The sequence below is a fragment of the Sphingoaurantiacus capsulatus genome (assembly GCF_042648405.1).
Lineage (GTDB): Bacteria > Pseudomonadota > Alphaproteobacteria > Sphingomonadales > Sphingomonadaceae > Sphingoaurantiacus > Sphingoaurantiacus capsulatus.
In genome coordinates, this window is sequence record NZ_JBHRXV010000006.1 from 1 (window position 1) to 24261 (window position 24261).

Annotated in this window: 26 protein-coding genes; 13 read left to right on the top strand and 13 right to left on the bottom strand. The window is 68.0% G+C overall.

What is annotated here, in order from left to right; all coding sequences use genetic code 11:
• On the top strand, window positions 1-473 hold a 473-nt coding region (locus ACFOMD_RS08315; RefSeq protein ID WP_380859726.1), incomplete at its 5' end, for an enoyl-CoA hydratase-related protein.
• Window positions 474-492: 19 nt separating this feature from the next.
• Here ACFOMD_RS08315 and ACFOMD_RS08320 read toward each other — a convergent pair.
• Complete coding sequence (locus ACFOMD_RS08320) at window positions 493-1698, bottom strand: acetyl-CoA C-acyltransferase (protein WP_380859729.1); 1206 nt, start codon at window positions 1696-1698, stop codon at window positions 493-495.
• Between the two features lie 144 nt (window positions 1699-1842).
• On the opposite strand from ACFOMD_RS08320, the gene ACFOMD_RS08325 reads away from it, so the two are divergent.
• Entirely contained in the window at window positions 1843-2817 is a 975-nt protein-coding gene (locus ACFOMD_RS08325) for an MOSC domain-containing protein (protein WP_380859732.1), read from the top strand.
• A 3-nt stretch (window positions 2818-2820) separates the two neighbouring features.
• Here ACFOMD_RS08325 and ACFOMD_RS08330 read toward each other — a convergent pair whose 3' ends face one another.
• Together ACFOMD_RS08330 and ACFOMD_RS08335 are read right to left on the bottom strand one after the other, a co-directional pair.
• Window positions 2821-3651, bottom strand: coding sequence for an alpha/beta fold hydrolase (locus ACFOMD_RS08330; protein WP_380859735.1), 831 nt, complete (start codon window positions 3649-3651; stop codon window positions 2821-2823).
• 35 nt (window positions 3652-3686) lie between these two features.
• Window positions 3687-4403, bottom strand: a complete 717-nt coding sequence (locus ACFOMD_RS08335) for a hypothetical protein (RefSeq protein WP_380859738.1) — start codon at window positions 4401-4403, stop codon at window positions 3687-3689.
• 238 nt (window positions 4404-4641) lie between these two features.
• On the opposite strand from ACFOMD_RS08335, the gene ACFOMD_RS08340 reads away from it, so the two are divergent.
• Window positions 4642-5220, top strand: a complete 579-nt coding sequence (locus tag ACFOMD_RS08340; RefSeq protein WP_380859741.1) for a tetratricopeptide repeat protein — start codon at window positions 4642-4644, stop codon at window positions 5218-5220.
• A gap of 129 nt (window positions 5221-5349) precedes the next feature.
• Here ACFOMD_RS08340 and ACFOMD_RS08345 read toward each other — a convergent pair whose 3' ends face one another.
• Window positions 5350-6432, bottom strand: a complete 1083-nt coding sequence (locus tag ACFOMD_RS08345; RefSeq protein ID WP_380859743.1) for a glycosyltransferase family 4 protein — start codon at window positions 6430-6432, stop codon at window positions 5350-5352.
• Window positions 6433-6676: 244 nt separating this feature from the next.
• On the opposite strand from ACFOMD_RS08345, the gene ACFOMD_RS08350 reads away from it, so the two are divergent.
• The gene (locus tag ACFOMD_RS08350) at window positions 6677-7342 is read left to right on the top strand and encodes a class I SAM-dependent methyltransferase (RefSeq protein WP_380859746.1); all 666 of its coding nucleotides are present in this window, start codon (window positions 6677-6679) and stop codon (window positions 7340-7342) included.
• 344 nt (window positions 7343-7686) lie between these two features.
• On the opposite strand, the gene ACFOMD_RS08355 is transcribed toward ACFOMD_RS08350, so the two are convergent.
• Window positions 7687-9594, bottom strand: coding sequence for an aminotransferase class III-fold pyridoxal phosphate-dependent enzyme (locus ACFOMD_RS08355; RefSeq protein WP_380859749.1), 1908 nt, complete (start codon window positions 9592-9594; stop codon window positions 7687-7689).
• Window positions 9595-9629: 35 nt separating this feature from the next.
• Between ACFOMD_RS08355 and asd the strand changes: the two genes are divergently transcribed.
• Window positions 9630-10517, top strand: a complete 888-nt coding sequence (asd, locus tag ACFOMD_RS08360) for an archaetidylserine decarboxylase (protein ID WP_380859752.1) — start codon at window positions 9630-9632, stop codon at window positions 10515-10517.
• 3 nt (window positions 10518-10520) lie between these two features.
• Here asd and ACFOMD_RS08365 read toward each other — a convergent pair whose 3' ends face one another.
• Window positions 10521-10862 carry a hypothetical protein gene (locus ACFOMD_RS08365; protein WP_380859755.1) on the bottom strand — a complete coding sequence of 114 codons (342 nt, stop codon included), beginning with the start codon at window positions 10860-10862 and terminating at the stop codon, window positions 10521-10523.
• Between the two features lie 186 nt (window positions 10863-11048).
• On the opposite strand from ACFOMD_RS08365, the gene ACFOMD_RS08370 reads away from it, so the two are divergent.
• Together ACFOMD_RS08370 and ACFOMD_RS08375 are read left to right on the top strand one after the other, a co-directional pair.
• The gene (locus ACFOMD_RS08370; RefSeq protein WP_380860067.1) at window positions 11049-11486 is read left to right on the top strand and encodes a hypothetical protein; all 438 of its coding nucleotides are present in this window, start codon (window positions 11049-11051) and stop codon (window positions 11484-11486) included.
• A 72-nt stretch (window positions 11487-11558) separates the two neighbouring features.
• Window positions 11559-13652 carry a prolyl oligopeptidase family serine peptidase gene (locus ACFOMD_RS08375; RefSeq protein WP_380859758.1) on the top strand — a complete coding sequence of 698 codons (2094 nt, stop codon included), beginning with the start codon at window positions 11559-11561 and terminating at the stop codon, window positions 13650-13652.
• 191 nt (window positions 13653-13843) lie between these two features.
• Here ACFOMD_RS08375 and ACFOMD_RS08380 read toward each other — a convergent pair whose 3' ends face one another.
• Genes ACFOMD_RS08380 through ACFOMD_RS08390 form a run of 3 tightly spaced genes read right to left on the bottom strand, consistent with a single transcriptional unit; the run spans window position 13844 to window position 15484 of the window.
• Window positions 13844-14500, bottom strand: a complete 657-nt coding sequence (locus ACFOMD_RS08380; protein WP_380859761.1) for a glutathione S-transferase family protein — start codon at window positions 14498-14500, stop codon at window positions 13844-13846.
• A gap of 26 nt (window positions 14501-14526) precedes the next feature.
• Window positions 14527-15027 (bottom strand): vgr related protein, encoded by a 501-nt coding sequence (locus ACFOMD_RS08385; protein ID WP_380859764.1) that lies wholly within the window; start codon window positions 15025-15027, stop codon window positions 14527-14529.
• Window positions 15005-15484, bottom strand: coding sequence for a copper chaperone PCu(A)C (locus ACFOMD_RS08390; RefSeq protein WP_380859767.1), 480 nt, complete (start codon window positions 15482-15484; stop codon window positions 15005-15007). The genes ACFOMD_RS08385 and ACFOMD_RS08390 overlap by 23 nt, the downstream gene beginning before the upstream one ends.
• Window positions 15485-15741: 257 nt before the next feature.
• Between ACFOMD_RS08390 and dnaK the strand changes: the two genes are divergently transcribed.
• The 6 genes from dnaK (at window position 15742) to ACFOMD_RS08420 (ending at window position 22030) form a co-directional block, all read left to right on the top strand.
• Entirely contained in the window at window positions 15742-17664 is a 1923-nt protein-coding gene (gene dnaK / locus ACFOMD_RS08395; protein ID WP_380859770.1) for a molecular chaperone DnaK, read from the top strand.
• Between the two features lie 72 nt (window positions 17665-17736).
• Window positions 17737-18867 carry a molecular chaperone DnaJ gene (gene dnaJ, locus ACFOMD_RS08400; RefSeq protein WP_380859773.1) on the top strand — a complete coding sequence of 377 codons (1131 nt, stop codon included), beginning with the start codon at window positions 17737-17739 and terminating at the stop codon, window positions 18865-18867.
• Window positions 18868-19205: 338 nt separating this feature from the next.
• Window positions 19206-20315, top strand: coding sequence for a DUF2157 domain-containing protein (locus ACFOMD_RS08405; protein WP_380859776.1), 1110 nt, complete (start codon window positions 19206-19208; stop codon window positions 20313-20315).
• Complete coding sequence (locus ACFOMD_RS08410; RefSeq protein WP_380859779.1) at window positions 20312-20812, top strand: GDYXXLXY domain-containing protein; 501 nt, start codon at window positions 20312-20314, stop codon at window positions 20810-20812. Before ACFOMD_RS08405 ends, ACFOMD_RS08410 begins: the two co-directional genes overlap by 4 nt.
• On the top strand, window positions 20809-21705 hold the full coding sequence (locus tag ACFOMD_RS08415; RefSeq protein ID WP_380859782.1) for an MBL fold metallo-hydrolase: 897 nt from the start codon (window positions 20809-20811) through the stop codon (window positions 21703-21705). The genes ACFOMD_RS08410 and ACFOMD_RS08415 overlap by 4 nt, the downstream gene beginning before the upstream one ends.
• Window positions 21706-21763: 58 nt before the next feature.
• Window positions 21764-22030: a LytTR family DNA-binding domain-containing protein gene (locus ACFOMD_RS08420; RefSeq protein WP_380860070.1), complete on the top strand. Its 267-nt coding sequence runs from the start codon at window positions 21764-21766 to the stop codon at window positions 22028-22030.
• Here ACFOMD_RS08420 and ACFOMD_RS08425 read toward each other — a convergent pair.
• Genes ACFOMD_RS08425 through ACFOMD_RS08440 form a run of 4 tightly spaced genes read right to left on the bottom strand, consistent with a single transcriptional unit; the run spans window position 22027 to window position 24261 of the window.
• Complete coding sequence (locus ACFOMD_RS08425; protein ID WP_380860073.1) at window positions 22027-22554, bottom strand: demethoxyubiquinone hydroxylase family protein; 528 nt, start codon at window positions 22552-22554, stop codon at window positions 22027-22029. The genes ACFOMD_RS08420 and ACFOMD_RS08425 overlap by 4 nt on opposite strands.
• A 14-nt stretch (window positions 22555-22568) precedes the next feature.
• Window positions 22569-23042: a disulfide bond formation protein B gene (locus tag ACFOMD_RS08430; protein ID WP_380859785.1), complete on the bottom strand. Its 474-nt coding sequence runs from the start codon at window positions 23040-23042 to the stop codon at window positions 22569-22571.
• Window positions 23039-23554: an NUDIX hydrolase gene (locus tag ACFOMD_RS08435; RefSeq protein WP_380859788.1), complete on the bottom strand. Its 516-nt coding sequence runs from the start codon at window positions 23552-23554 to the stop codon at window positions 23039-23041. The genes ACFOMD_RS08430 and ACFOMD_RS08435 overlap by 4 nt, the downstream gene beginning before the upstream one ends.
• Window positions 23551-24261 carry a hypothetical protein gene (locus ACFOMD_RS08440; RefSeq protein WP_380859791.1) on the bottom strand — a complete coding sequence of 237 codons (711 nt, stop codon included), beginning with the start codon at window positions 24259-24261 and terminating at the stop codon, window positions 23551-23553. The genes ACFOMD_RS08435 and ACFOMD_RS08440 overlap by 4 nt, the downstream gene beginning before the upstream one ends.

A 24261-nucleotide genomic window follows, 5' to 3' on the forward strand; every position in this document is an offset into this window, starting at 1 on the left:
GCGGGCTGATGCTCGCCTGGGTGTGCGACCTGATCGTCGCGTCGGAGGACGCCTTCTTCCAGGACCCCGTCGTCCGCATGGGCATCCCCGGCGTCGAATATTTCGCGCACGGCTTCGAGCTGCCGCCGCGTGTCGCCAAGGAATTCCTGCTGCTCGGCGAACGCATGCCCGCCAGCCGCGCCTACAATTTCGGCATGGTCAACAGCGTCGTCCCGCGCGACGGCCTCGAGGAAGAGGTGCGCCGCATCGCCAACAAGCTGGCGGAGATGCCGCGCCTCGGCCTGTCGCTGACCAAGCAGGCGATCAACCATGTCGAGGACCTGCGCGGCAAGCGCAGCGCCATGGACGCCGTGTTCCACATGCACCATTTCGCGCACGCCCAGAACGACCTCGTCTCGGGCGACAGCCTTGCCGGCCTGACCGGCAAGTCGATGGCCTCGGCAAACAAGCAGGACGCCGGCAGCAAGAGCTGACCGGCGCCTGCACCTTCGCTTAGCGCGGAATCTCGAACAGCCCGGCGGCGCCCATGCCGCCGGCGACGCACATCGACACCACGACATAGCGCGCGCCGCGGCGCTTGCCCTCGATCAGCGCGTGGCCGACGAGGCGGCTGCCGGTCATGCCGAACGGATGGCCGATGGCGATGGCGCCGCCGTTGACGTTGAGCTTGGCCGGATCGATGCCGAGCTTGTCGCGACAGTAGAGCGCCTGGCTGGCGAACGCCTCGTTCAGCTCGAAGAGGTCGATGTCGCTGAGCTTCAGCCCGGCGCGGTCGAGCAGCTTCGGGATAGCGAACACCGGGCCGATGCCCATTTCCTCCGCCTTGCAACCGGCGACCTGAAAGCCGCGATACAGCCCGAGGATCGGCAGCCCTTCCTTCTCGGCGGTCGCCCGGTCCATCACCACCTGCGCCGAGGCGCCGTCCGACAGCTGGCTGGCGTTGCCGGCGGTGATGTGGCGGCCTTCCTTGACGACCAGCCCGTCCTTGAACACCGGCTTGAGGCCCGCCAGCGCCTCGACCGTCGTGCCGGCGCGCACACCCTCGTCGCGGTCGAGCGTCACCTGCTCCTTGCCCGCCTCGCTGCCGTCCTTCTCGAACAGCGCCTTGGTCACGGTGATCGGCGCGATCTCGGCGTCGAAGGCGCCGGCGGCCTGCGCGGCGGCGGCGCGGCGGTGGCTCTCGGCCGAGAACTCGTCCTGCGCCCCGCGGCTGACGCCGTAGCGGTCGGCGACAATCTCCGCCGTTTCGATCATCGCCATATAGGCATGGCGGTCGGCGGCGATCACCGCTTCCGATCGGTTGCGATAGGCCGGCGCGAACTTGTTGAGCGTCAGCGAGATGCTCTCCATCCCGCCCGCGACCGCGACGTCTATCTCATTGGCGATGATGCCGCGCGCGGCGAGCGCGATGGCGTTGAGGCCGGACGAGCATTTGCGGTCGAGTGTGAAGCCGCCCGTCGTGTCGGGCAGCACCGAGGTGTGCACCGCCAGCCGGCCAAGATTGTAGCTCTGCGTGTTCCAGTGGTTGCCGACGCCGAGATAGACGTCGTCGACGCGCGCCGGGTCGATCCCCGCGCGCTCGATCGCCGCGTTGACGACATGCGCCGCCAGAACCGGCGCCTCGGTATCGTTGAACGCGCCACGATAGGCCTTGCCAACCCCGGTGCGCGCGGTCGAGACGATGGCTGCTTCCCGCATGAATATTCTCCCGCTCAGGTTTGCGCCTCGCCTAGCAGCGCGAAGCGCGGAGCGACACCTGCCAAACGGCTAGGGCTTATCCCTAGGGATGAGCGACAAGCGCCGGGCGGCTTCCTAGATTCCATATCTAACAGGAGGTCATCCATGATCACCCGCCTTGCCCCTGAATGGGAAACGACCGGCTGGCTCAACAGCGACACCCCGCTGTCGCTCGCCGCCTTCCGCGGCCGGCCCATCGTCGCCGCCGCCTTCCAGATGCTCTGCCCGGGCTGCGTCGCCCACACCATTCCGCAGCTCAACAAGGTGCGGCAGCTCTTCCCCGCCGACCAGGTCACCGTGCTCGGCTTGCACAGCGTGTTCGAGCATCATGAAGCGATGCGCGAGGAAAGCCTGCGCGCGTTCCTGCACGAGTACAAAGTGCAGTTCCCCGTCGCCATCGACCGGCACACGCCCGGCGAGGACATTCCGCTGACGATGCAGCGCTACCAGTTCCAGGGCACGCCGACCCTGATGCTGATCGACCGCGACGGCCGGCTGCGCCTGACCACGCTCGGCTTTGCCGGCGACGAACAGGGCGACCGCAAGCATCACGGCGGGCCGGAGAAGGCCGTCCACCATTATCCGCGCGATCACTATGCCTATTGGCGCGCGGCGATCGGCGACCATGCCAAGCTCGCCGCGCCCGGCGCCTTCGGCGAGAATCTCGCCATCGCCGGGCTGACCGAGCGCGACGTCGCGGTCGGCGACCGCTTCCGGCTCGGCAGCGCGCTCATCGAGGCGTCGCAGGGACGGCAGCCCTGCTTCCGGCTCAACCTGCGCTTCGAGCTTCCAGATATGGCGCTGCGCATGCAGCAAAGCGGCCGCACCGGCTGGTATTATCGCATCGTCGAGGAGGGCGAGGTGCGCGCCGGTGACACGCTCGATCTCGTCGAGCGCCGCCTGCCCGACTGGACGATCGAACGGCTGTGGCGGAACCTCTACGTCCGCACCCTCGACCGCGAGGAGCTTCTCGCGATGGCCGCGGAGCCGCTGCTTCCCGAACGCTGGCGCGACATCGCCCGACGGCGGCTGCAGTCGGGCGATGTCGAGGACTGGACGCCGCGTCTCCGCGGCGCCTGAGCCTTATTCCTCGATAAACGCGAGCAGGTCCGGGTTCACCACATCGGGGTGCGTCGTGCACAGCCCGTGCGGCAGCCCCTCATAGGTCTTCAGCCGGCCGTTGCGCAGCAGCTTCACCGCCAGCGGCGCGGAGTCGGCATAGGGCACGATCTGGTCGTCGTCGCCGTGCATCACCAGCACCGGCACCTCGATCGCCTTCAGATCGTCGGTAAAGTCGGTTTCGCTGAACGCCTTGATGCAGTCGTAGTGCGCCTTGGCGCCGCCCATCATGCCCTGCCGCCACCAATTGTCGATGACGCCCTGATCGACCTCCGCGCCCGGCCGGTTGTAGCCGTAGAACGGCCCCGCCGGCACATCGACGAAGAATTGCGCGCGGTTGTCGACGAGCGACTGGCGGAAGCCGTCGAACACCTCGATCGGCAGGCCGCCGGGGTTATTCTCCGACTTGACCATGATCGGCGGCACCGCGCCGATCAGCACCGCCTTGGCCACACGGCCCGGCTTGGCGCGCGCCACATAATGCGCGACCTCGCCGCCCCCGGTTGAATGGCCGATGTGGATGGCACCCTTCAGGTCGAGCGCGTCGGTCAACGCGGCGACGTCGGCGGCATAGGTGTCCATCTCGTTGCCGTCGTCGGTCTGCGTCGAGCGGCCATGGCCGCGGCGGTCGTGCGCGATGACGCGATAGCCCTTCAGGCGGAAGAACATCATCTGATTGTCCCAGTCGTCGGCCGACAGCGGCCAGCCGTGGTGGAACATGATCGGCGTCGCGTCTTTCGGACCCCAGTCCTTGTAGAAGATCTCGACGCCGTCGGTGGTGGTGATGAAGGGCATGGTCGACTCCTTTCGCAAAGAATGTGGGTACCGGGTTACCGCTTGATGATGCCGGGCAGGCTCAGGTCGCCCGAGGCAACGTCGAAAACATCGGCGATACACAGCAGCGGCGCGTGGAGGTTGGCGTTGACCTTCAGCGCCGAGGTGACGCCGTCGAAACGGATACCCGCGGTCGCGCCGATCACGCTCGCCGGCACGCGCACCTCGACGATATCGGTCTCGAGCGTCGTCGGATAAGTGGGGCTGTCGATGAGCAGTGGTACGTTGGGCCACGTCGGCGGCAGCTTGGGCTTGGCGCCTTCCGGAATATCCTTCACCTTCAGCGCGCCCTTGCCGCAGGCGTCGTCAGGGCCGAGCACCACCCAGTGCGGGTGCCAGACATGGCGGTTGACCGCGCCATAGGCGGCGTCGTCGAAGTCGGGATGGAAGGTGACGGCGAGCGCGAGGATGCCCTGGGCGGCGTCGAAGCCGACAGCGGCGCTGTCGATCGTCGTCGGCCAGACGTAGGAATAGACGGCACTGCCGGCGAACTGGCCGGTCGCCTTCGGGCGCAGCGCGCCGGCCTTGCCGCGCACCTGCACCTTGAACAGCACATCGGCGCCGTCGCTCTTCACCTCGGTGCGGATGATGTCGAACGACGCCTCGATCTTCTCGTTCACCGCCGAGGCGATATGGCCTTCATGCTGCGCGAGCGCAGGCGCGGCGACGAGGCAGAGGGCGGCGGCGAGCGGAGCAAGGCGAGGCAGGGTCACGGGCAATTCCTCCTTTGATGTTGCAGGGGAAATTGCCGGATTGCCGGTGCCTGATCGATCAGACGCTTCGGTCGCCGCGCTCACACCAAAGTATGGACGGCCCCATACTTACCTCCGGCACCGGCATGCCCGGTCGTGGCTTCATCCATGCAGTTCGTCGTTTTGGCTTTGCTATCGGCGCCGGCGAGGCAGACCCTCATTGTCGGGCGTCCGCGCCCCGATAACGAGGGAGAGGATCATGGCGAAGTATCTGTCGCTGGGCGCGACCGCCGTCGCCGCCGCGCTGCTGCTGTCGGCAATGCCGGCGCAGGCGGCCGTTCGCGTGCTCGGATCGACGATGGCGAAGGGCTGCTATTTGGCCGCCAAGGCCGAGCGCGCCTCCGCCGAAGGGCTGAAGACCTGCAACGACTCGCTCGCCCAGGAAGCGCTGTCGCGCCGCGACCAGGCCGCCACCAAGGTCAACCGCGGCATCCTCAAGATGTACGACCGCGACTATGCCGACGCGCTCGAGGATTATGAGGCGGCACTGGCGGCCGAACCGAACATGGCGGAGGCGCACGTCAACCGCGGCATCGCCATCCTGCGCCTCGGCCAGCCGGGCGCCGCGGAAACCGCGTCGGCGGCGTTCACCCGCGGCATCGAGCTGGCGACCGAGAAGCCCGAGATCGCCCACTATATGCGCGCCATCGCCAACGAGATGCTCGGCGACGCCAAGGGCGCCTATCTCGACTATCGCCGCTCGGCCGAACTGAAGCCGTCGTGGAGCGACCCGCGCAACCAGCTCCAGCGCTTCCGGGTGACGAAGGCCTCGAATTAGGGTCTGAATTCGATAAGAATGGCGCTCGAGCAGCGGGGCAAGATCGGTCGAGTCCGCCGCGATGCCGGTGCCCGTCCGCCTGTCGAGCCAGGCCTCATCGTCGGGGACACCCCTGACGCCAGGTGAGGGTCAAGCGGCGAGATTCTGCGGCCTGTCCTGAAGCAGCAGTGGCGCGGCCTCGCGGCACGGCGCGAGGCCGCTGAAGAACTGGTCAGTGCAGCGGTCCCAGCTATAACGCCGCCCCTCCGCCGTGCAGGCTTCGCGCTCGGCGCTCAGCGCGAGCGCGATCGCCGCGTCGAGGTCGTCGTCGAGCGCGCCGATCCGCTTGTCGCCGCCGAAGGTGCCGAGGCCGTCGCAGCCAATGATGTCGATCGGCCCGCGCGTCGGGAAGGCCGCCACCGGCACACCGCTCGCCAGCGCCTCGATGTTCACGAGGCCGAAGGTGTCGGTGTGGCTGGGGAAGACGAACACGTCCGCCGCGGCATAGGCCGCCGCCAGCTCGCGCCCGTGCAGCGCGCCGAGGAAATGCGCGTCCGGATAGCGCGCCGCCAGCTCGGCGCGCGCCGGCCCGTCGCCGACCACCACCTTGGTGCCGACGGCCCTGGTATCGAGAAAGGCGGCGATGTTCTTTTCCACCGCGACACGCCCGACATAGAGTTGCAGCGGCCGCGGCAGCCCGGCCATCGCCGGCAGCGGCGCCGCATCGGGCGCGAACAGGTCGAGATCGACGCCGCGCGACCAGGCATGCGTCTGCGGCAGGCCGCGCTCGGCCAGCTCGGCGGCAAGCGAGGGCGTCGCGACGAAGATGCGCGTCGCCGGCCCATGGAAGCGCCGCAGCACCGGCCAGAACCAGTCGGCGGGCAGCCCGGTGCGCATCGACACATAATCGGGGAAACGCGTGTGGAAGGAGGTGGTGAACGGCCGGCCCTGTTTGAGGCACCAGCGCCGCGCCGCCCAGCCGATCGGTCCCTCGGTCGCGATATGCACCGCATCGGCATCGAGCGCATCGAGCCGCCGCGCCACCGCGCCGCCGCAACCGATCGCCAGGCGGATCTCGGGGTAGCTGGGGCAGGGGAAATTGCGGAACAGGTCGGGCGTGATCGTTTCCACCTCATGGCCGCGGCCGCGCAGCAAGCCGACGGTGGTGGAGAGCGTGCGGACGACGCCGTTCACTTGCGGAGCCCAGGCGTCGGTGGCGAGCGCGATCTTCATGCGGCAGGAGCTTCCCAAGTTGAAGCACATAAAGCCGATCGGCTTTCACAGTAGAAAGCAAATCCTGGTGTCGCTTTCATGACGTATCTGCGACGATTTTATGAACCGGCAACAAATCTTGGAAAATCCATTCAAATTTCGGCAATGTATTTGTCGCAGGCTTTACTGAAACACCATTGTAGCAATGCGGCGCGATGGAGGCTTCACAACCGCCCTTTCAGGGCCAAGGGAAGGCCGTGCGCCGATGCCGGAGTTGCTGCAACTGGATCGCGTCGTCGGCGCTTATGCCAAATGGGCACCGATCTACGACCTCGTGTTCGGGCCGGTGTTCCGCCAGGGCCGGCGCGCCGCGATCGACGCGGCGGAGAACATTGGCGGCCGCATCCTCGAGGTCGGCGTCGGCACCGGCATCTCGCTTCCCGGCTATTCACCCGTCAACCGCATCACCGGCGTCGATATCTCCGAGCCGATGCTGGCGAAGGCGCGCCGCCGCGTCGCCGCGCTCGGGCTCGACCATATCGAGCGCATCGACGTCATGGATGCCGAGCGGCTCGACTTCGCCGACGACAGCTTCGACGTCGCGGTCGCGCAATATGTGATCACCGCGGTGCCGCACCCCGAGCGCGCGCTCGACGAGCTGGCGCGGGTGGTGCGTCCGGGCGGCGAGATCGTCATCACCACGCGCGTCGGCGCGGGCGACGGCATGCGCGGCGCGATCGAGAAGGTGATGATGCCGGTCACCGGTCGCCTCGGCTTCCGCACCGATTTTCCGTGGACGCGCTACCTCGACTGGATGGCGCAAAACCCCAGCGTCGAACTGGTCGAGCGCCGCGAGCTGCCGCCGCTCGGCCATTTCGCGCTCCTCCGCTTCCGCAAGCTCAACCCCGCCGCCAGGGAGATCCTGCAATGACCAGCTTTGCCGCCATGCTCGACGAACAGCGCTGGGACGACCATCGCTACTATCACCACAGCCTTATCAACCAGAGCCTGCACATGCTGAGCGCGTGCACCTTCGTCGCGGCCTATGTCGCGGCGTTCTGGGACCCGGCGCTGGCGACGCTCGTCGCCTGGATCGTCGCAATGACCAGCCGGCAGATCGGCCATTTCTTCTTCGAGCCGAAGACCTACGACACGGTCAACCAGGCGACCCACGACCATAAGGAAGCGATCAAGGTCGGCTTCAACCTGAAGCGTAAGTGGATCCTGATGACGCTGTGGGCGGCCTCGCCCTTGCTGCTGGTCGCCGACCCTTCGCTATTCGGCTTGCTCGAGCCGCACGGCTCGGCGCTCGAGTTTGCGCGCAACGTCGGCTGGCTGTGGCTGGCGCTCGGTCTCGGCGGTCTCGTCGGCCGCACCGTGCAGTTGTTCTTCATCCGCGACGTGCAGACCGGCCTCGTCTGGGCGACCAAGATCGTCAGCGATCCGTTCAACGATATCCGCCTCTACCACCGCGCCCCGCTGCGGCTGCTCCGCGGCGAGCGGTTTGACGCGCCCGCGCACTGAGAAGAAGCGGGCGGCGATGAGCTCGCGCAACACCTGGCGGCGCACCGATTTCTCGGTGGCGCCGTCAGGCGCCCAGAACCAGCCTTCGTCGCGCATCGCGCGCGCCGCCGCCACGAAGCGATCGGCGACGGCGGCGAAGTCGGCATCGCTGTAGTCGAGGCTGAAGATGATGCGCCCGGTGCCCACCCAGCTCAGCGCCAGCCCTTCGCGGCGGAGATAATATTGCAGCATCCAATTGTAGCGGGACGGCGCCGAGAAGCAGACGGTCCAGACGGTCGAGAGGTTGGCGACGCTGACCGGCAGCTCGTCGGCGGCGAGCCGCTGATTGAGTATCGCGGCGCGGCCGTTCCAGCGCGCATCGAGATCGCGGTAGAGCGCCTGCACCTCCGGCTGGTCGAGCCGGCGCAGGAAGGCGTTCATCGCGCCCATCACATAGGGATGCGAATTGAAGGTGCCGCGGGCAAAGCAGATGTCGGCGGGGCGATCCGCACGGAAGCGCGCCATCAGCGCGGCACGCCCGCACAGCACGCCGATCGGCAGCCCACCGCCGAGCGTCTTGCCGAAGGTGATCATGTCGGGCGCGACCCCGTAGAGCGAGGCGACGTTGCCCGGCGACAGCCGGAAGCCGAGGAACACCTCGTCGAAGATCAGCACGATGCCGTTGGCCCGGCACACCTCGGCCAGCCGCCGCAGCCAGGCGCCATAGGCGTCCGCGTCATAGCCGGCCCGGCGGATGCCGGCCACCAGGGTGGAGTCGGACGGCGCCGCGCCGTTCGGGTGCAGCCCCTGCAGCGGATTGACCAGCACGCAGGCGATGTCGCGGCGCGTCGCGAGCACATCGAGCGTCCGCTCCGACATGTCGGCGAGCGTATAGGTCTGCTCGGCCGGCGTCGGGTTGCCGACACCCGGCTGCACGTCGCCCCACCAGCCGTGATAGGCGCCGCAGAAGCGCACCAGATGGCTGCGCCCTGTGTGGTAGCGCGCCAGCCGCACCGCCTGCATCACCGCCTCGGTGCCCGACATGTGGAAGGACATTTCGTCGAGGCCCGACACCGCGCGCAGCCGCGCGACATTGTCGGCAACGACCGGGTGATAGGCGCCAAGCACGGGGCCCAGCGCGTCCACCGTCGCGGCGCCTTCGGCGATGCATTCCTTGTACGCGTCGTAGCCGAGCAGATTGACCCCATAGGAACCGGTCAGATCGTAGAGCCGGTTGCCGTCGAGATCGGTGACCGTCACGCCGTCAGACGAGGTAAGGAAGGCCGGCATCGGCAGCCGCTGCCGCACGATGTCGCCGAACTGGAAAGGCACGCGGTAGCGGCCGGTGAACTGCAGGTCGGAGAGTCCCTCGCGCGCCTCTGCCGTCAGCGCCCGCGACTTGGCGAAGCGTGTCGCGAACTCGCGCGACAGCGCCTCGAAGGCGCGACGGCGCAGGCCGGCGACCAGGTTCGGCGCGCCATCCGCATCGAAGAAGCGATCGTCGCCGTAGCTGACGCGCGGCATGAAGCGCGCCATGCGCCGCGACATCTTCGAATGGCCGGCGAGCGAGCGGTGCTTGGCGCGCGACAGCTTCAGGCGCGTCCAGGCGCGAGGCAGCAGCAGCAGAACCGCGACGATGAGGATCGTTGCGGCGGCGAAGTCGGCGGAGATATGGTTCATGAGCTACTCCGCTACGACGATTGGGGGAAAGAATCGTGACAGTGCGTAACGGACTGATGCGGGTGCTGCTGCAGGAGGATCTGAACTTCCTCGTCACCAACCGGCTGCCGCGGCGGCTGCTCAGCCGCTTCATGGGCTGGTTCAGCGGCGTCGAGCAGCCGCTGGTCAGCAAGCCGTCGATCGCGCTGTGGCGCTTCTTCGCCGACGTCGACATGAGCGACGCGGCCAATTCCAACTATCGCAGCCTGCGCGACGCTTTCACCCGCTCGCTGCTGCCCGATGCTCGCCCGATCGCCGCTGACGCCGATCTGCTGGTCTCCCCCTGCGACGCCATCGTCGGCGCGCACGGCGTCATCGAGGATGGCCGCGCCTATCAGGTGAAGGGATCGCCCTACACGCTCAGCGAACTGGCGGGCGTCGATGCCGAGGGGTTCGAGTCCGGGCGCTTCGTCACCCTGCGGCTGACCGCGGGCATGTACCACCGCTTCCACGCGCCGCACGACCTCGTCGTCGAGAGCGTCAACTACATTTCGGGCGATACCTGGAACGTCAATCCGATCGCGCTGAAGCGCGTCGAGCGGCTGTTCTGCCGCAACGAGCGGGCGGTGGTGCGGGCACGGTTGTCGCCCGACGGGCCGGTGATCCTGATCGTCGCGGTCGCGGCGATCCTCGTCGCCGGCATCCGCTTCCATTTCCTCGACGTGCCGGCGCTGCTGCGCGGCGGCGGCCCGCGGCGCGTGCCGGTCGGCATGCCCGTTCCGCGCGGCGCGGAGATGGGCTGGTTCGAGCATGGCTCGACGATCATCGTCTTCGCGCCCGAGCGCGTCGACTTCGCCGAGACAGTCGAGAGCGGGCGGGAGTTGCGGGTCGGCGAACCGCTGTTCCGCCTCGCCGATGACGCAGGGGCCACCGGCGAGGCGTAACGCTTACTTGGTCGGCGCGGCCTCGGCAGCGGTCTTCGCCGAGGTCGGCATGCCGGTCTCGGCCTGGATCTTCGCCGCGGTCGCCGCCGGGTTGTCGGTCTCGATGTCGGCGTCGTCGATCGCCTCCTCGGCGGCCTCGCCCGCATCGCGCAGCGCATCGGCCTTCTCGTCGACGATATCGGCCGAGGCGGTATCGCTCATGGCGTCCGCCTGCGCCTCCATCACGTCGGCGGCGGCATCGGCGTCGTTGGCGACGATATCGCCGGTCGCGTCGTCACCCTGCCCGCCGCACGCCGCCAGCACGCCGGCGACCGAGAGCACGAGCCATTCTTTCTTGAAGTTCATGATATTTCCCCTGTGGTTGATCGTCAGGGGACGAAACCCGCCGGACGGCACATTGTTCGCTCGCTGGCACAAATTCCCGAGGCGAGGCCGGAGGCTCGACGCGCGGCTGCCCGTCTGGCGGTCGCCATGGGGCTTTCGTCGCCTCCCGCTTGAGGTCGCCCACGGCCCCGCGATAAACAGCGCGTGATGATCCGCGTCCTGCCAGCCGCTCTGCTGCTCGCGCTCGCCGGCTGCGCCACGCCGCCGCCGGCCGCGCAGCCGGTGTTGCCGATCGCCGCCGCCAAGGTGCGACCGGGCATTCCGTCGCAGGTCGTGGCCCAGCTCACCGCCAGCGCCGCCCGGCAGGTGAAGCGTTGCTATCGATCGCCCAAGCTCGGCCGCGATGCGCGGCAGATCACCACCAAGCTCCGTGTCTATTTCGCCCCCGACGGGCAGCTCACCACCCTGCCCGTGGTGGTGTCGCAAGCCGGCGTCACCGACGCCAACCGCGCCGCCGCCGCGGCCATGGCGGAGGCGGCGATGCTCGCGGTCATCCGCTGCGCGCCGCTCGACCTGCCGCGCGAGCATTATAATGCCGGCTGGGACGAATTCGACCTGACCTTCTCCTTGCGCACCTTCGCCTGATCGACCACGTTCCGCGCTTCCTGTGAGGGGAGCGAGAAACAAATGCGGGCGATAGTGGTGGCAGGACTTTTGATGGCGACTTCGGCAGGTGCGGCGGAACGGATCGACTATCCCAAGACCCGCGCCGACACGACCAGCGACACCCACTTCGGCACCAAGGTCGACGACCCCTATCGCTGGCTCGAGAACGATGTGCGCAACGATACGGCGGTCGCCGCCTGGGTTGAGGCGCAGAACAAGGTCACCGACGCCTATCTGACCGCGCTTCCCGGCCGCGACGCCATCGCGAAGCGCATGAAGCAGCTGTGGGATTTCGAGAAGTTCATGCTGCCGAAGAAGGCGGGCAGCCGCTATTTCTTCGAGCGCAACTCGGGCGTGCAGAACCAGTTCGTCCTTTATGTGCAGGACAGCCTCGACGCGGCGCCGCGCCAGCTCATCGATCCCAATGGCTGGTCGAAGGACGGCGCCACCGCGCTGTCCGACTGGAAGCCCAGCCCCGACGGTACCCGCCTCGTCTATTCGATCCAGGATGGCGGCTCCGACTGGCGCACCGTCAAGGTGCTGAACGTCGCCGACGGCCAGACGCTCGCCGACGAGCTGAAATGGGTCAAATTCTCCGACCTGTCATGGGCGAAGGACGGCAGCGGCTTTTACTATTCGCGCTTCCCCGAACCGGCGAAGGGCGCCGAGTTCCAGGCGGCGAACACCAACCAGAGCGTCTATTTCCACAAGCTCGGCGATCCGCAGTCGGCCGACCGGCTGGTCTATGCCACGCCGATGCGCGCCACGCTCGGCCACACCGCCGAAGTGACCGACGACGGCCGCTGGCTGGTGGTCACCAGCTATGAGGGCACCGACGATCGCTATGAGGTGCATGTCGTCGACCTCGCCACCACCGGTGCCAAGCCCCGCGCGATCGCGACCGACCTCAAGCATAATTGGCAATTCGCCGGCACACACGGCGACACGCTCTACTTCGTCACCAACAAGGAAGCGCCGCGCGGCCGCATCGTCTCGGTGAACGCCCGCACCGGCGACGAGAACAAGCTCACGCAACTCGTCGCCGAAACGCCGACCGCGCTGCAGCGCGCCACCGTGATCGGCGAGCGGATCGTCGCGTCCTACCTCGAAGATGCGAAGACGGTGGTGCGCACCCACGCGCTCGACGGCAAGCTGGCCAGCACGCTGGCGCTGCCCGGCGTCGGCACCGCGGTCGGCTTCGACGGCGAGGCGGGCGACGCGGAGACCTTCTACCAATATTCGAGCTTCAACGCCCCGCCGACCATCTACCGCTACGACGCCGCCACCGGCCGCTCGACGATATTCAAGGCGCCGAAAACCCCGTTCAACGCCGCCGATTACGAGGTGAAACAGGTCTTCTTCACCTCGAAGGACGGCACCCGCGTGCCGATGTTCGTCACCCACAAGAAGGGCCTCGACCTGTCGAAGGGCGCGCCGACCATTCTCTACGGCTATGGCGGCTTCAACGTGCCGGTGCTTCCCGCTTTCTCCACCTCGCGGCTCGCGTGGATGGAGCTGGGCGGCGTCTATGCCGTCGCCAACATTCGCGGCGGCAGCGAATATGGCAAGGCGTGGCACGACGCCGGGCGGCTGTTCAACAAGCAGAATGTGTTCGACGATTTCATCGCCGCCGCCGAGCAGCTGGTGAAATCGGGCGTCACCACCCCGCAGCAGCTGGCGGTGATGGGCGGCTCGAACGGCGGCTTGCTGGTCGGCGCGGTCGTCAACCAGCGCCCCGATCTGTTCGCGGTCGGCCTGCCCGCCGTCGGCGTGATGGACATGCTGCGCTACAACCAGTTCACCGCCGGCCGCTATTGGGTCGACGATTATGGCGACCCGGCCGACGAGAAGCATTTCCGCAACCTGCTCGCCTATTCGCCCTACCATAACGTCAAGGCGGGTACGGCCTATCCGGCGATCCTCGTCACCACCGCCGACACCGACGACCGCGTCGTGCCGGGCCACAGCTTCAAATATGCGGCACGGCTGCAATCGGTCGATCTGGGGCCGAAACCGCACCTGATCCGCATCGAGACGCGCGCCGGCCACGGCTCAGGCAAGCCGACCGACAAGATCATCGACGAGCTGGCCGACACCTGGGCGTTCACCGCGGCGAACACCGGGATGACGATCAAGCTGCCCTAAGGGCCTGTCTTCCTAGTTTTCGATGGCCGTGACACGGCGGGCTTCGTTGTCCGGCTAGGAGCTAGGAGGAGAGCGATGCTTGAGCATCGTGACCGACGACGCGACGACGTCCGGGCGGCGAATGACGTCGTGCCGCGAAGCGGGCGCCGCAAAGCGGCGATCCCGGCTGTCGAAAACTAGGAAGACAGGCCCTAATCGCGGTCGGGCGCGCCCAGCGGGAAATAGGGCCGGAACGGCCGCGCCTCATCGACGCCGCGGGCAACCGAGGGGCGCGCCAGCAGCCGCTGGCGGTAGGCCGCGACAGTGGGGAAACGCCCGTCCACCGGGTGCGCCCAGTCGGCGTAGAACAGCGACGGCGCGGCGGCGACATCGGCGAGGCTGAACCCCGCGCCGGTCGCCCAGTCGCGCCCCGCCAGATGCCCCTCCAGCCATGCGTAAGCCTTGTCGAGCTGCGCCCGCGCCTCGCCGACGCCGTGCGGATCCTTGCCACCCTCGGGCCGCAGCGCGTCGCCGACGACCTTCTGCATCGGCGTCATCACATAATTGTCGAAGAAGCGGTCGAGCATCCGCACTTCGAGCGCCGCCTTCGGATCGGCAGGAATCAGCGCGATCGGGCCGGGGTGATACAGCGCCAGGTATTCGATGATCGCCGTCGCCTCGAACACCACCCGGTGCCCTTCGACCAGCAGCGGAAACTTCCCCATCGGCGACAGCCTGCCGAACTCATCCATCGTCGCCGGGTCGGACCCGACCTCGCGAAAAACGAAAGGCGTGCCGTTCTCGTAGAGCGCGATCAGCGCCTTCCAATGATAGGAGGAAAAGGCATGGCCGAAGAGCTGGATTGTCATGCGGCCTTTGTAGCCGCCCGGGCCCTTCACGCAATCAGCGCCGGCGCCTCCCAGCGGCCGAAGGGAATCAAAGCCGCGTAGGTCGCCAGCCGTGGCGCCCCCGGCACCCGCCCGCCCTCGCGCAGCAGATAGGCGTGGCGCACGATCTCCGCCTGCTGCTCGACCCCGTAAGCCTCGAACGGCTTCCCCGGAATCAGCGGCAGATAGCGGTAGCGCGAAAAGGGATAGCGGCGCAGCAGCAGGTTGATGCCGCGCTGCCGCTGCCAGACATGCACCAGCTCATGGATGACGAAGGCGCGAAGGCCGAGCGGCGCGTCGGCGAAATCGTCGCGCCACGCCGGATTCTTCGGGTGAAACCAGATATGTCCGTCAGGCGCCATGACGATGCGCGGCGGCTGGAACCACCACCATTTACCCTGCCGGAAGGTGACGCCGCGCGGATCGAGCGTGTCGCCGAACACCGAGGCGACCAGCGCCTCCTCGCCCTTCGTGAGGGCACGCTCGTTAATGGTGCGCGTGCGAATCATCGGTCGCCGACTGCGCGACCGCGGTGACCGGGATCGCGCCGGCCTTCTCGAAGGTGAAGGTCAGGGTCAGCTCGTCGCCGGGCTTCACGCTGGCGGGCAGGCCGAACAGCATCAGATGCTTGCCGCCCGGCTTGAACCGGATCGCCTTGCCCGCCGGCACATCGACCATTTCCATCGGCGTCATGCGCATCGCGCCGTTCGCCATCACCGTCTTGTGCATCTCGATGCGCGCGATCGGCGCGGCAACGCTCAGCAGCCGGTCGGGCTTGGCGCCGCCGTTGAGAATGAAATGGCCGGCGGCGGGCCGCCCCGGCACGACCGGCAGGCGAACCAGCGCGCCGATGATGGCGATCTTCGCCGGCGCCGAATGGGCGAGACGGCCGGTCACGAGGGCCGCGCCGAGCAGCAGCACGGCGACCGCGACGGCGATGGCGCCGAGATTCTTGGTGCTGGTCACGCGCTTTCCTTCGCTGGCATCGGCGGGCTTCGCAACTGCTGTAGCTAGTGGGGGTACCGCCTGCCGATGCGGCGTGCTGACGCCTGTGGCGCTTGTGCAACGGGCGAACCTACCGCCGATGGTGCGACATGCTGCCCTTGCGGGCGTGGAACTGCTTTCCTACATCCCCGCCAGCCGCATGTGGAACGGGCTTTGGGAAGACGCTCCGCCTGCAGAAGTCGTTGAAACGATTCTTATAAGGTTACGAAGAGGATAGTATGGCAAAGGTCATCGGCATCGACCTCGGCACCACCAACTCGTGTGTGGCCGTCATGGAAGGCAGCACCCCCAAGGTCATCGAGAACGCGGAAGGCGCGCGCACGACGCCGTCGATGGTCGCGTTCACCAAGGACGGCGAGCGCCTCGTCGGTCAGCCGGCCAAGCGCCAGGCGGTTACCAACCCCGAAAACACGGTGTTCGCGGTGAAGCGCCTGATCGGCCGTCGTTTCGACGACCCGCTCACCCAGAAGGACATGGGCCTCGTCCCCTACAAGATCGCCAAAGGCGCCAACGGCGACGCCTGGGTCGAAGCCGGTGGCGAGAGCTATTCGCCGTCGCAGATCTCGGCCTTCATCCTGCAGAAGATGAAGGAAACCGCCGAGGCCTATCTCGGCGAGACCGTGACGCAGGCCGTCATCACCGTCCCGGCCTATTTCAACGACGCCCAGCGTCAGGCCACCAAGGACGCCGGCAAGATCGCCGGTCTCGAGGTGCTGCGCATCATCAATGAGCCGACCGCCGCGGCGCTCGCCTATGGCCTCGACAAGAAGGAAGGCCGCACGATCGCGGTCTACGATCTTGGCGGCGGCACCTTCGACGTGTCGATCCTCGAGCTCGGCGACGGCGTGTTCGAGGTGAAGTCGACCTCGGGCGACACCTTCCTGGGCGGTGAGGATTTCGACGCCAAGGTCGTCGAGTTCCTGGCCGAGGATTTTCGCAAGGCCGAGGGCATCGACCTGCGCAAGGACCGCCTCGCGCTGCAGCGCCTGAAGGAAGCGGCCGAAAAGGCGAAGATCGAGCTGTCGTCGTCGGCCGCCACCGAAGTGAACCTGCCGTTCATCACGGCGGACGCGACGGGGCCGAAGCACCTCGTCAAGACGATCAACCGCGCCGACCTCGAAAAGCTGGTGATCGACCTGATCGAGCGCACCCGCAAGCCGTGCATCGACGCAATGAACGAGGCGGGCACCAAGGCCGCCGACATCGACGAGGTTATCCTCGTCGGCGGCATGAGCCGCATGCCGCGCGTCCGCCAGTTCGTGAAGGAAATCTTCGGCGGCAAGGAGCCGAACACCAGCGTCAACCCCGATGAGGTGGTGGCGATGGGCGCGGCGATCCAGGGCGGCGTCCTCCAGGGCGACGTCAAGGACGTGCTGCTGCTCGACGTGACGCCGCTGTCGCTCGGCATCGAGACGCTGGGTGGCGTGTTCACCCGGATGATCGACCGCAACACGACGATCCCGACCAAGAAGAGCCAGGTCTATTCGACCGCCGACGACAACCAGAACGCGGTCACCATCCGGGTCTTCCAGGGTGAGCGCGAGATGGCGGCGGACAACAAGATGCTCGGTCAGTTCGATCTCGTCGGCATCCCGCCGGCGCCGCGCGGCGTGCCGCAGATCGAGGTGACCTTCGACATCGACGCCAACGGCCTCGTCAACGTCTCGGCGAAGGACAAGGGCACCGGCAAGGAGCAGCAGATCCGCATCCAGGCGTCGGGCGGCCTGTCGGACGCCGACATCGAAAAGATGGTGAAGGACGCCGAGGCGTTCGCCGGCGAGGACAAGAAGCGCCGCGAAGTCGCCGAGGCCCGCAACCAGGCGGACAGCCTCGTCCATTCGACCGAGCGTCAGCTCACCGAGCATGGCGACAAGATCTCGGCCGAGCTGAAGGGCGAGATCGAGGCGGCGGTCACCGAGCTGAAGGGCGTGCTCGACAGCGGCGATCCCGAGCAGCTGCAGGCGAAGACGCAGGCGCTCGCCACCGTCGCGATGAAGCTCGGTGAGGAGATCTACAAGGCCGAGCAGGCCGCGGGCGGCGGTGACGCCGGCGCAGCGCCCGGCGGCGAGCAGGCCTCCGCGGCGCAGGACGACGTGGTCGATGCCGAATTCTCGGAAGTCGACGACAACGAGAAGAAGTAAGACGATGGGCGCGGCTTCGGATCATCCGGGGCCGCGCCCTTATTCTGTGACGGGCGTACCGGGGGCCGGCGGATGATCGAGGCGGATTACTACGAACTGTTGGGTGTCGAGCGAACCGCCGACGACAAGGTCATCAAGACCGCCTATCGCGGGCTTGCGATGAAATTCCACCCGGATCGCAATCCGGGCTGCACCGACTCCGAGGCGAAGTTCAAGGCGATCAACGAAGCCTATGACTGCCTGAAGGATCCGCAGAAACGCGCCGCCTATGACCGCTACGGCAAGAGCCAGCCGCATGGCGGCGGCGGCCCCGGGCCGGGCGACTTCGGCGCCTTCGCCGACATCTTCGACAATATTTTCGGCGAGTTCACCGGCCGTGGCCGCGGCGGGCAGCAGCAGCGCTCGGCCGCGACCCGCGGCGCCGACCTCCGCTACGACCTCGAGCTGAGCTTCGAGGAAGCCTATACCGGCAAGACCGCCGACCTTGAGATCGATGTGTCGGCCGGCTGCGACCATTGCGCCAGCACCGGCGCCAAGCCGGGCGCGCAAGTGCAGACCTGCGGCACCTGCCACGGCGCCGGCCAGGTCCGCATGCAGCAGGGCTTCTTCGTCGTCGAACGTACCTGCCCCGGCTGCCGCGGCGTCGGCCAGGTGATCGGCGACCCGTGCGACCCCTGCCAGGGCACCGGCCGTGTCGAGCGCCGCAAGACGCTGCAGGTGAAGGTGCCCGCGGGCGTCGACGAGGGCACGCGCATCCGCGTTGCCGGCGAAGGCGAAGCGGGTTTCCGCAACGGCCCGCCGGGCGACCTCTACATCTTCGTCCACCTGCGCGCGCACTCGCTGTTCAAGCGCGACGGCACCACCCTGTTCGCGCAGGCGCCGATCTCGATCACGACGGCGGCACTTGGCGGCGAGATCGAAGTGCCCTGCCTCGACCGGCAGGGCTGCACCATCAAGATTCCCGCCGGCACCCAGACCGGCAAGCAGTTCCGCGTGCGCGGCAAGGGCATGCCGCCGCTGAACCACGGCGGCTTCGGCGATCTCGTCATCCAGGTCGACGTCGAGACGCCGGTGCGCCTGTCCGCCCGCCAGCGCGAACTGCTCGAGGAATTCCAGCAGATTGAGGGCACCGAGAACAACTGCCCCAAATCGAGCGGCTTCTTCGCCAAACTGAAGAACGCCTGGGACGAACTGACGGACTGAGGGTCTTCGACCCGCTTTCCCTTTTTCATCGTCATCCCCGCGAAGGCGGGGTTCCATTGATTCAAGCGTCGGCGCTAATGGATTCCCGCCTTCGCGGGAATGACGATGGGGGTTGGTGGCGCTCCACCATGCCCCTCGCCCGCTTGCGGGAGAGGGAGGGGCCCGTCCTCCGTAGCTTTAGCGGAGGAGGATGGGAGGGTGAGGGTGTTCCGCCCTCTCCGCTTGGCACCCTTCAGCGGAAAGCTCGCTTACGCTCGCACACCCTCACCTAGCCTCTCCCGCAAGCGGGAGAGGGACTTACCCTTGCCCCTCCGCGCCCAACCGCCGATAACGCCCCCATGGCGCTCGACCGCAAGCTCGACGAATGGCAGGCCGCCGGCCTGATCGATGCCAGCACGGCCGACGCGATCCGCGCCCACGAATCCGAAACCTCGCGCCCGATCGCGTTATGGGCGACGATCGGCATCGGCCTGTTCGCGCTGGCGCTCGGCCTCGTGCTCGTCGTCGCCGCCGGCTGGGACATGATCCCCGCCTATGTGAAGCTCGGTGTCCACTGGGCGATGACCGCCGCCGCCGCCACCGTCGTCTGGCAGGCGCGCCGCCGCGATCGGCTGTGGCTCGGCGAAGCCGCGCTCTTCCTGCTGATGGCACTGGTGCTCGCCGGCGTCGCGCTGCAGGGGCAGGTCTATCAGGTGACCTCGCCGGTGTGGGAAGCGCTCGCCTGGTGGGCGCTGTTCGTCACCCCTGCCGCGCTGCTTGCCGGCCGCACCCGCCTCACCGCTTATGGCTGGGCCGGCATGACGGCGGTGCTCGCCATCGCCTTTGCCGCCGACAACGGCCTGTCCGGGGCGATGCGCGCAGTCGCCGCCGACAACCTGCCCGCCGCGCTGCCGCCGGCGCTGGTCTTGCTCTCGCTGATCCTCGGCAACAACAGCTTCTCGGTCGGCATCCGCGAGGCCGGCCTCGCGCTGCTGCTCGGCGCGGTCAGCCTCGCGCATTTTGCCTGGGCGACGGCGGTGACGCCCGATGATGCCGCCGCGATGGCCTTGCGCCTGCCGCTCGCGGTCATCGTCGCGGGCGCCGCCGCCTTCCTCGCCGGCAAGCTCGGGCGCGGCGCGGCGCTGGTGCTGCGCACGGCGCTGATCGCCGGCGTCATCGCCGTGCTGCTCGCCGCCGCCATCCCACATGCCGACGCGCTCGCCCCCCGCCTGTTCGGCGCTTTCGCCTTCTTCGGTCTCTGGGGTGCCGTCGCCAAGGCGGCGCATGACGGCGGCTGGCGGGTGCTGTTCGGTATCGCCATCGGCATGATCGCGGTGCGGCTGTTCATCGTCTACGTCGAGCTGTTCGGCGGCCTCGCGCTGACCGGCATCGGCCTCATCGTCGGCGGCGCGCTGCTGATCGGCCTGACGCTCGCCTGGGCCAAGCTGATGAAGCGGACCCCGGCGTGAAGGGCGCCTGGCTCGCCGCGGCGCTGGCGCTGCCGCTCGTCGGCCTCGCCGCCGGTGTCGCCTTGCAGGAGACCGGCGCGAAGGGGGCCAGCGAGTGGCGCATCCCCGTCGCCGGCTATGACCCGCGCGATCCGCTGCGCGGTCGCTACATCACCTTCCGCTACGTCTGGACCGTCTCCGGCCCGGCGCACCTCTGCCGCAACGCCGGCTGCGACCTCTGTCTCGAAGAAGGCGGCACCCATGTCCGCGCGGTGGCGAAGGGCGACAGCTGCCCGGCGCGCGTCGACCCGGTCACCAGCCGCATTGCGCTGACCTACGCCCCCGAGTTCGGCACCGACGGCCAGCCGCTCGCCGCGATGAGCCGCATCTTCGTGTCGGAGGCGAGCGCCCCGCGGCTCGAAAAGCAGCTGCAGGCCGGCCCGATGGTGATGCGCGCCCGCCTGACGCGCGACGGCCGCCTGATAAACGATGCACTGGAACCGGGGAGGCGAGAATGACGAAGAAGATGCTGGCGCTGCTGCTGCTCGCCGCCGCCACGCCAGCGGCCGCGCAGCAGGACATGTCGAAGGTCGAGGTGCGCACCGAGCAGGTGGCGCCGGGCGTCCATAATCTGATCGGCGCGGGCGGCAACATCGGCGTCTCCACCGGTCCCGACGGCACCTTCATCATCGACGATCAGTTCGCGCCGCTGACCCCGAAGATCGTCGAAGCGCTGAAGAAGATCGACGACAAGCCGGTGCGCTTCGTCCTCAACACCCACTGGCACTTCGATCATACCGGCGGCAACGAGAACCTCGGCAAGGCCGGCACCTTGATCGTCGCACACGACAACGTCCGCACCCGCATGTCGACCGACCAGTTCATGGAGGCGCTTCAGCAGCGCATCCCCGCCTCGCCGGCGGTGGCGCTGCCGGTCGTCACCTTCGATTCCAGCACGACCTTCCACATCAATGGCGACGCGATCCGCGCCGTCCACGTGCCGCACGCGCATACTGACGGCGACAGCCTCGTGCAGTTCACCAAGGCCAACGTCGTCCACATGGGCGATGTGTTCAACAACACCAGCTTCCCGTTCATCGACCTGTCGTCGGGCGGCAGCGCCGCCGGGCTGATCGCCGGCCTCGCCAAGGGCATCGCGCTCGGCAACGCGCAGACCCGCTACATTCCCGGCCACGGCGCGGTGGCGAGCCGCGACGAGCTCACCGCCTATCACGCGATGGTCGCCGATGTCGTCGGCAACGTCCGCGCCGGCATCGCCGCGAAGCAAAGCGCCGACCAGATCGTCGCATCGAAGCCGGCCGCCGCCTATGACGCCAAATGGGGGCAGGGCTTCATCAAGGCCGACGTCTTCGTCCGCGCCATCCACGCCAGCCTGACGAAGAAGCGCTGACCTCGCTCCTGCGCAGCATAGGCTCGCTTCTCGGCCGCCGCCGCACCTCGGCCGCGATCTGCTCGCGCTCGAAATGGAGGGTCACTACGTCCGCGCGCATACCGCCGCAGGCAGCACGCTGATCCTGATGCGGATGCGCGATGCCGTGGCCGAACTGGACGGCATTGACGGGATGCAGGTCCATCGCAGCTGGTGGGTGGCGCGTTCGGCGGTCGAAAATGCTGCGCAGCATGGCCGCAGCATAACGCTCAGGCTGAAGGGCGGAATCAAGGCCCCGGTCGCACGCAACAGTGTGCCGGCGTTGCGCGCCGCGGGCTGGCTCTAGAGGCGCTTCGAGGCAGCGATGGCTAAGCGGCACGCCGCGCGGATTCCGAGCGAGAGCAGCGGGTAGAGCGGCGCCTTCTCCGCCTCGTGGGCCAGCGCCGTCTCGCGATGCTCCAGCTCCTCGGCCTGGAACTCGGCGATATGGCCGGCCAGTTCGGGGTCGCTGCCGTCCGCCAGCTCGGCGCGCTGCTCGCTGTAGTGCCGGTCGATCTCGGTCTCGACGGCCACGGTGCAGGCCATCGCCGCACGCGGCCCCATCAGCGCGGTGGCGGCGCCGAGCGCGAAGCCCGCGACATGCCAGATCGGCTGCAGCGCGGTGGGGCGCACGCCCCGTTCGGCGACCAGCCTGTCGAACGCCGCAAGGTGCCGCTGCTCCTGCTCCGCCATCCGCGCGATCTCGCGGGCATAGGGGTGGCGGTTGCCGAGCACCGCGAGCTGGCCGGCATAGATGCGCGCCGCGCCATATTCGCCCGCCTGGTCGACGCGGATCATCGACTGGGTGTCCGCCGCCCGGTCGCCGGGCATGTGCGCGGGTCGCGTTACCGACGGGTCGCCAGCCACAGCACGCCTCCTGCAATGAGCGCCGACAGCAGCGCATTCCAGCCAGCGAGCGACAGGCCGAACAGTTCCCACGGAATCGCGTCGCAGCGCACGATCGGCGCCGACAGCATGTTGGCGAAGATGTCGCCGTCGGCGGCCGGCGCGGCGCTGCAGGTGGTGGGGCCTGCCCACCATTTCCGCTCGACGCCGGCATGGAACAGCCCGAGCGCCGCGGCGACCAGCACCGACAGGCCGGCGAGGATCACGAAGGTGCGCCGCAGCGGATGCGCGCGCAGCACCAGCGCCAGCAGCCCGAAGCCGATCGCGGCCAGATGCGGCCAGCGCTGCCAGAAGCACATCTCGCACGGCGCGAGGCCGCCGAGATGCTGGAAGGCGAGCGCGCCGCCGAGCAGTGCCGAGGAGCCGAGCAGCGCCAGCGCATTGGCGGCACCGAGGGTACGAGCGTTCGTCATGGCCGTCCTTTAGCATAGGGGAGCACCGCCAGCAGCTTTACGTCGATCGCGCAGCCCTCCCCCCGCTTGGCGGCGAGGAAGGCAGGGACCTCGGTCAGCTTCACCACATGCGGCACGATTTCCTCGTTGCTGACGCCGCCGCCCGTCCCAACCCGCGTCAGGCCGGTGGCGCGGAAAAGCCGGAAGGTCTCGCCGACCATGCCGGGGGAGGAGGCGAACTCGCCCAGCTCTTCCCAATGCTGCGCAGCAAAACCCGTCTCTTCCTCAAGCTCGCGTTCGGCGGAAGCCGCGGCTTCCTCGCCCGCGGTCTCGTCACCGACAAGGCCCGCCGGCAGCTCGATGCAGTTGCGCCCGAGCGGCACGCGCGCCTGCTCGACCAGCACCACCTCCTCCTCGTCGGTCAGCGCGAGGATGACGGCGGCGCCGATGCCGCGCGCCCGCTTCACATATTCCCAGCGGCCGTCGACGACCGCCTCGATATACTTGCCCTTCCACACCGTCGTCGCGGTCATCGCGGCCACCAGCGGCGGCGCGCGAACAGCAGCACGGCACCCGCGATCACCGAGATCAGCGAGACGAGGCTGAAGGCGATCAGCCACGGGCTGTTGAAATTCTCGCGCCCGCCCCAGTCCATGATGTGGAGGCCCCACATGAAGTCGTAGACGCGCCAGAGCGTGGTGCGTTTGGCGATCACCTCGCCGGTCTCCGCGCTGACATAGAAGACGTCGCTGCCGCTCGAATATACCGGCCCGTGGAAGCGCACCGCCCAGGCCGGCTCGTCGCGGCGGAATTCGAGCGGGATCGCTTTGGGGTCGATCTTCGTCACTTCCTCGCTCGGCTCGCGGCCGGCATAGACCGCGCGCGCCGCATTGGCCGCGGCGAAGGCGGTCAACGGCGTCAGCGACTTGCCCGAGATGGCATCGACCATGCCGGCGCGGCCGTCAGCGTAGCGCAGCTCATAGGCGGGGCGGCCGAGCCAGGTCTTCAGGGTCACGCGCTCGACGGGCCGCGTCTGCTTGACGATCGCCTCGGTCGGCGACAGCACCGCCTGCTGGCGCAGGTCGATCGCTTCCACCTTCTTGACCAGATGCTCGCCGCGCACCCGCTCGATCGGCGTGAACGCCATGAACAGGCCGCTCGCCACCCAGAGGATGATCTGCAGGCCGACGATCCAGCTCAGCCAGATATGAATTTTATAGAACGCGGGACGCAGCGCCAT

Bases quoted from the DNA above. Each gene is read 5' to 3' on its own strand.
- ACFOMD_RS08330 (WP_380859735.1), bottom strand. From the start codon at position 3,651: ATGCCCTTCATCACCACCACCGACGGCGTCGAGATCTTCTACAAGGAC.
- ACFOMD_RS08345 (WP_380859743.1), bottom strand. From the start codon at position 6,432: ATGAAGATCGCGCTCGCCACCGACGCCTGGGCTCCGCAAGTGAACGGC.
- ACFOMD_RS08365 (WP_380859755.1), bottom strand. From the start codon at position 10,862: ATGAACTTCAAGAAAGAATGGCTCGTGCTCTCGGTCGCCGGCGTGCTG.
- ACFOMD_RS08430 (WP_380859785.1), bottom strand. From the start codon at position 23,042: ATGACGAACGCTCGTACCCTCGGTGCCGCCAATGCGCTGGCGCTGCTC.
- ACFOMD_RS08425 (WP_380860073.1), bottom strand. From the start codon at position 22,554: ATGCCCGGCGACCGGGCGGCGGACACCCAGTCGATGATCCGCGTCGAC.
- ACFOMD_RS08370 (WP_380860067.1), top strand. From the start codon at position 11,049: ATGATCCGCGTCCTGCCAGCCGCTCTGCTGCTCGCGCTCGCCGGCTGC.
- ACFOMD_RS08415 (WP_380859782.1), top strand. From the start codon at position 20,809: ATGACGAAGAAGATGCTGGCGCTGCTGCTGCTCGCCGCCGCCACGCCA.
- dnaJ (WP_380859773.1), top strand. From the start codon at position 17,737: ATGATCGAGGCGGATTACTACGAACTGTTGGGTGTCGAGCGAACCGCC.
- ACFOMD_RS08320 (WP_380859729.1), bottom strand. From the start codon at position 1,698: ATGCGGGAAGCAGCCATCGTCTCGACCGCGCGCACCGGGGTTGGCAAG.
- ACFOMD_RS08325 (WP_380859732.1), top strand. From the start codon at position 1,843: ATGATCACCCGCCTTGCCCCTGAATGGGAAACGACCGGCTGGCTCAAC.
- ACFOMD_RS08435 (WP_380859788.1), bottom strand. From the start codon at position 23,554: ATGACCGCGACGACGGTGTGGAAGGGCAAGTATATCGAGGCGGTCGTC.
- ACFOMD_RS08340 (WP_380859741.1), top strand. From the start codon at position 4,642: ATGGCGAAGTATCTGTCGCTGGGCGCGACCGCCGTCGCCGCCGCGCTG.
- ACFOMD_RS08385 (WP_380859764.1), bottom strand. From the start codon at position 15,027: ATGATTCGCACGCGCACCATTAACGAGCGTGCCCTCACGAAGGGCGAG.
- ACFOMD_RS08380 (WP_380859761.1), bottom strand. From the start codon at position 14,500: ATGACAATCCAGCTCTTCGGCCATGCCTTTTCCTCCTATCATTGGAAG.
- ACFOMD_RS08350 (WP_380859746.1), top strand. From the start codon at position 6,677: ATGCCGGAGTTGCTGCAACTGGATCGCGTCGTCGGCGCTTATGCCAAA.
- ACFOMD_RS08440 (WP_380859791.1), bottom strand. From the start codon at position 24,261: ATGGCGCTGCGTCCCGCGTTCTATAAAATTCATATCTGGCTGAGCTGG.
- ACFOMD_RS08405 (WP_380859776.1), top strand. From the start codon at position 19,206: ATGGCGCTCGACCGCAAGCTCGACGAATGGCAGGCCGCCGGCCTGATC.
- ACFOMD_RS08355 (WP_380859749.1), bottom strand. From the start codon at position 9,594: ATGAACCATATCTCCGCCGACTTCGCCGCCGCAACGATCCTCATCGTC.
- dnaK (WP_380859770.1), top strand. From the start codon at position 15,742: ATGGCAAAGGTCATCGGCATCGACCTCGGCACCACCAACTCGTGTGTG.
- ACFOMD_RS08375 (WP_380859758.1), top strand. From the start codon at position 11,559: ATGGCGACTTCGGCAGGTGCGGCGGAACGGATCGACTATCCCAAGACC.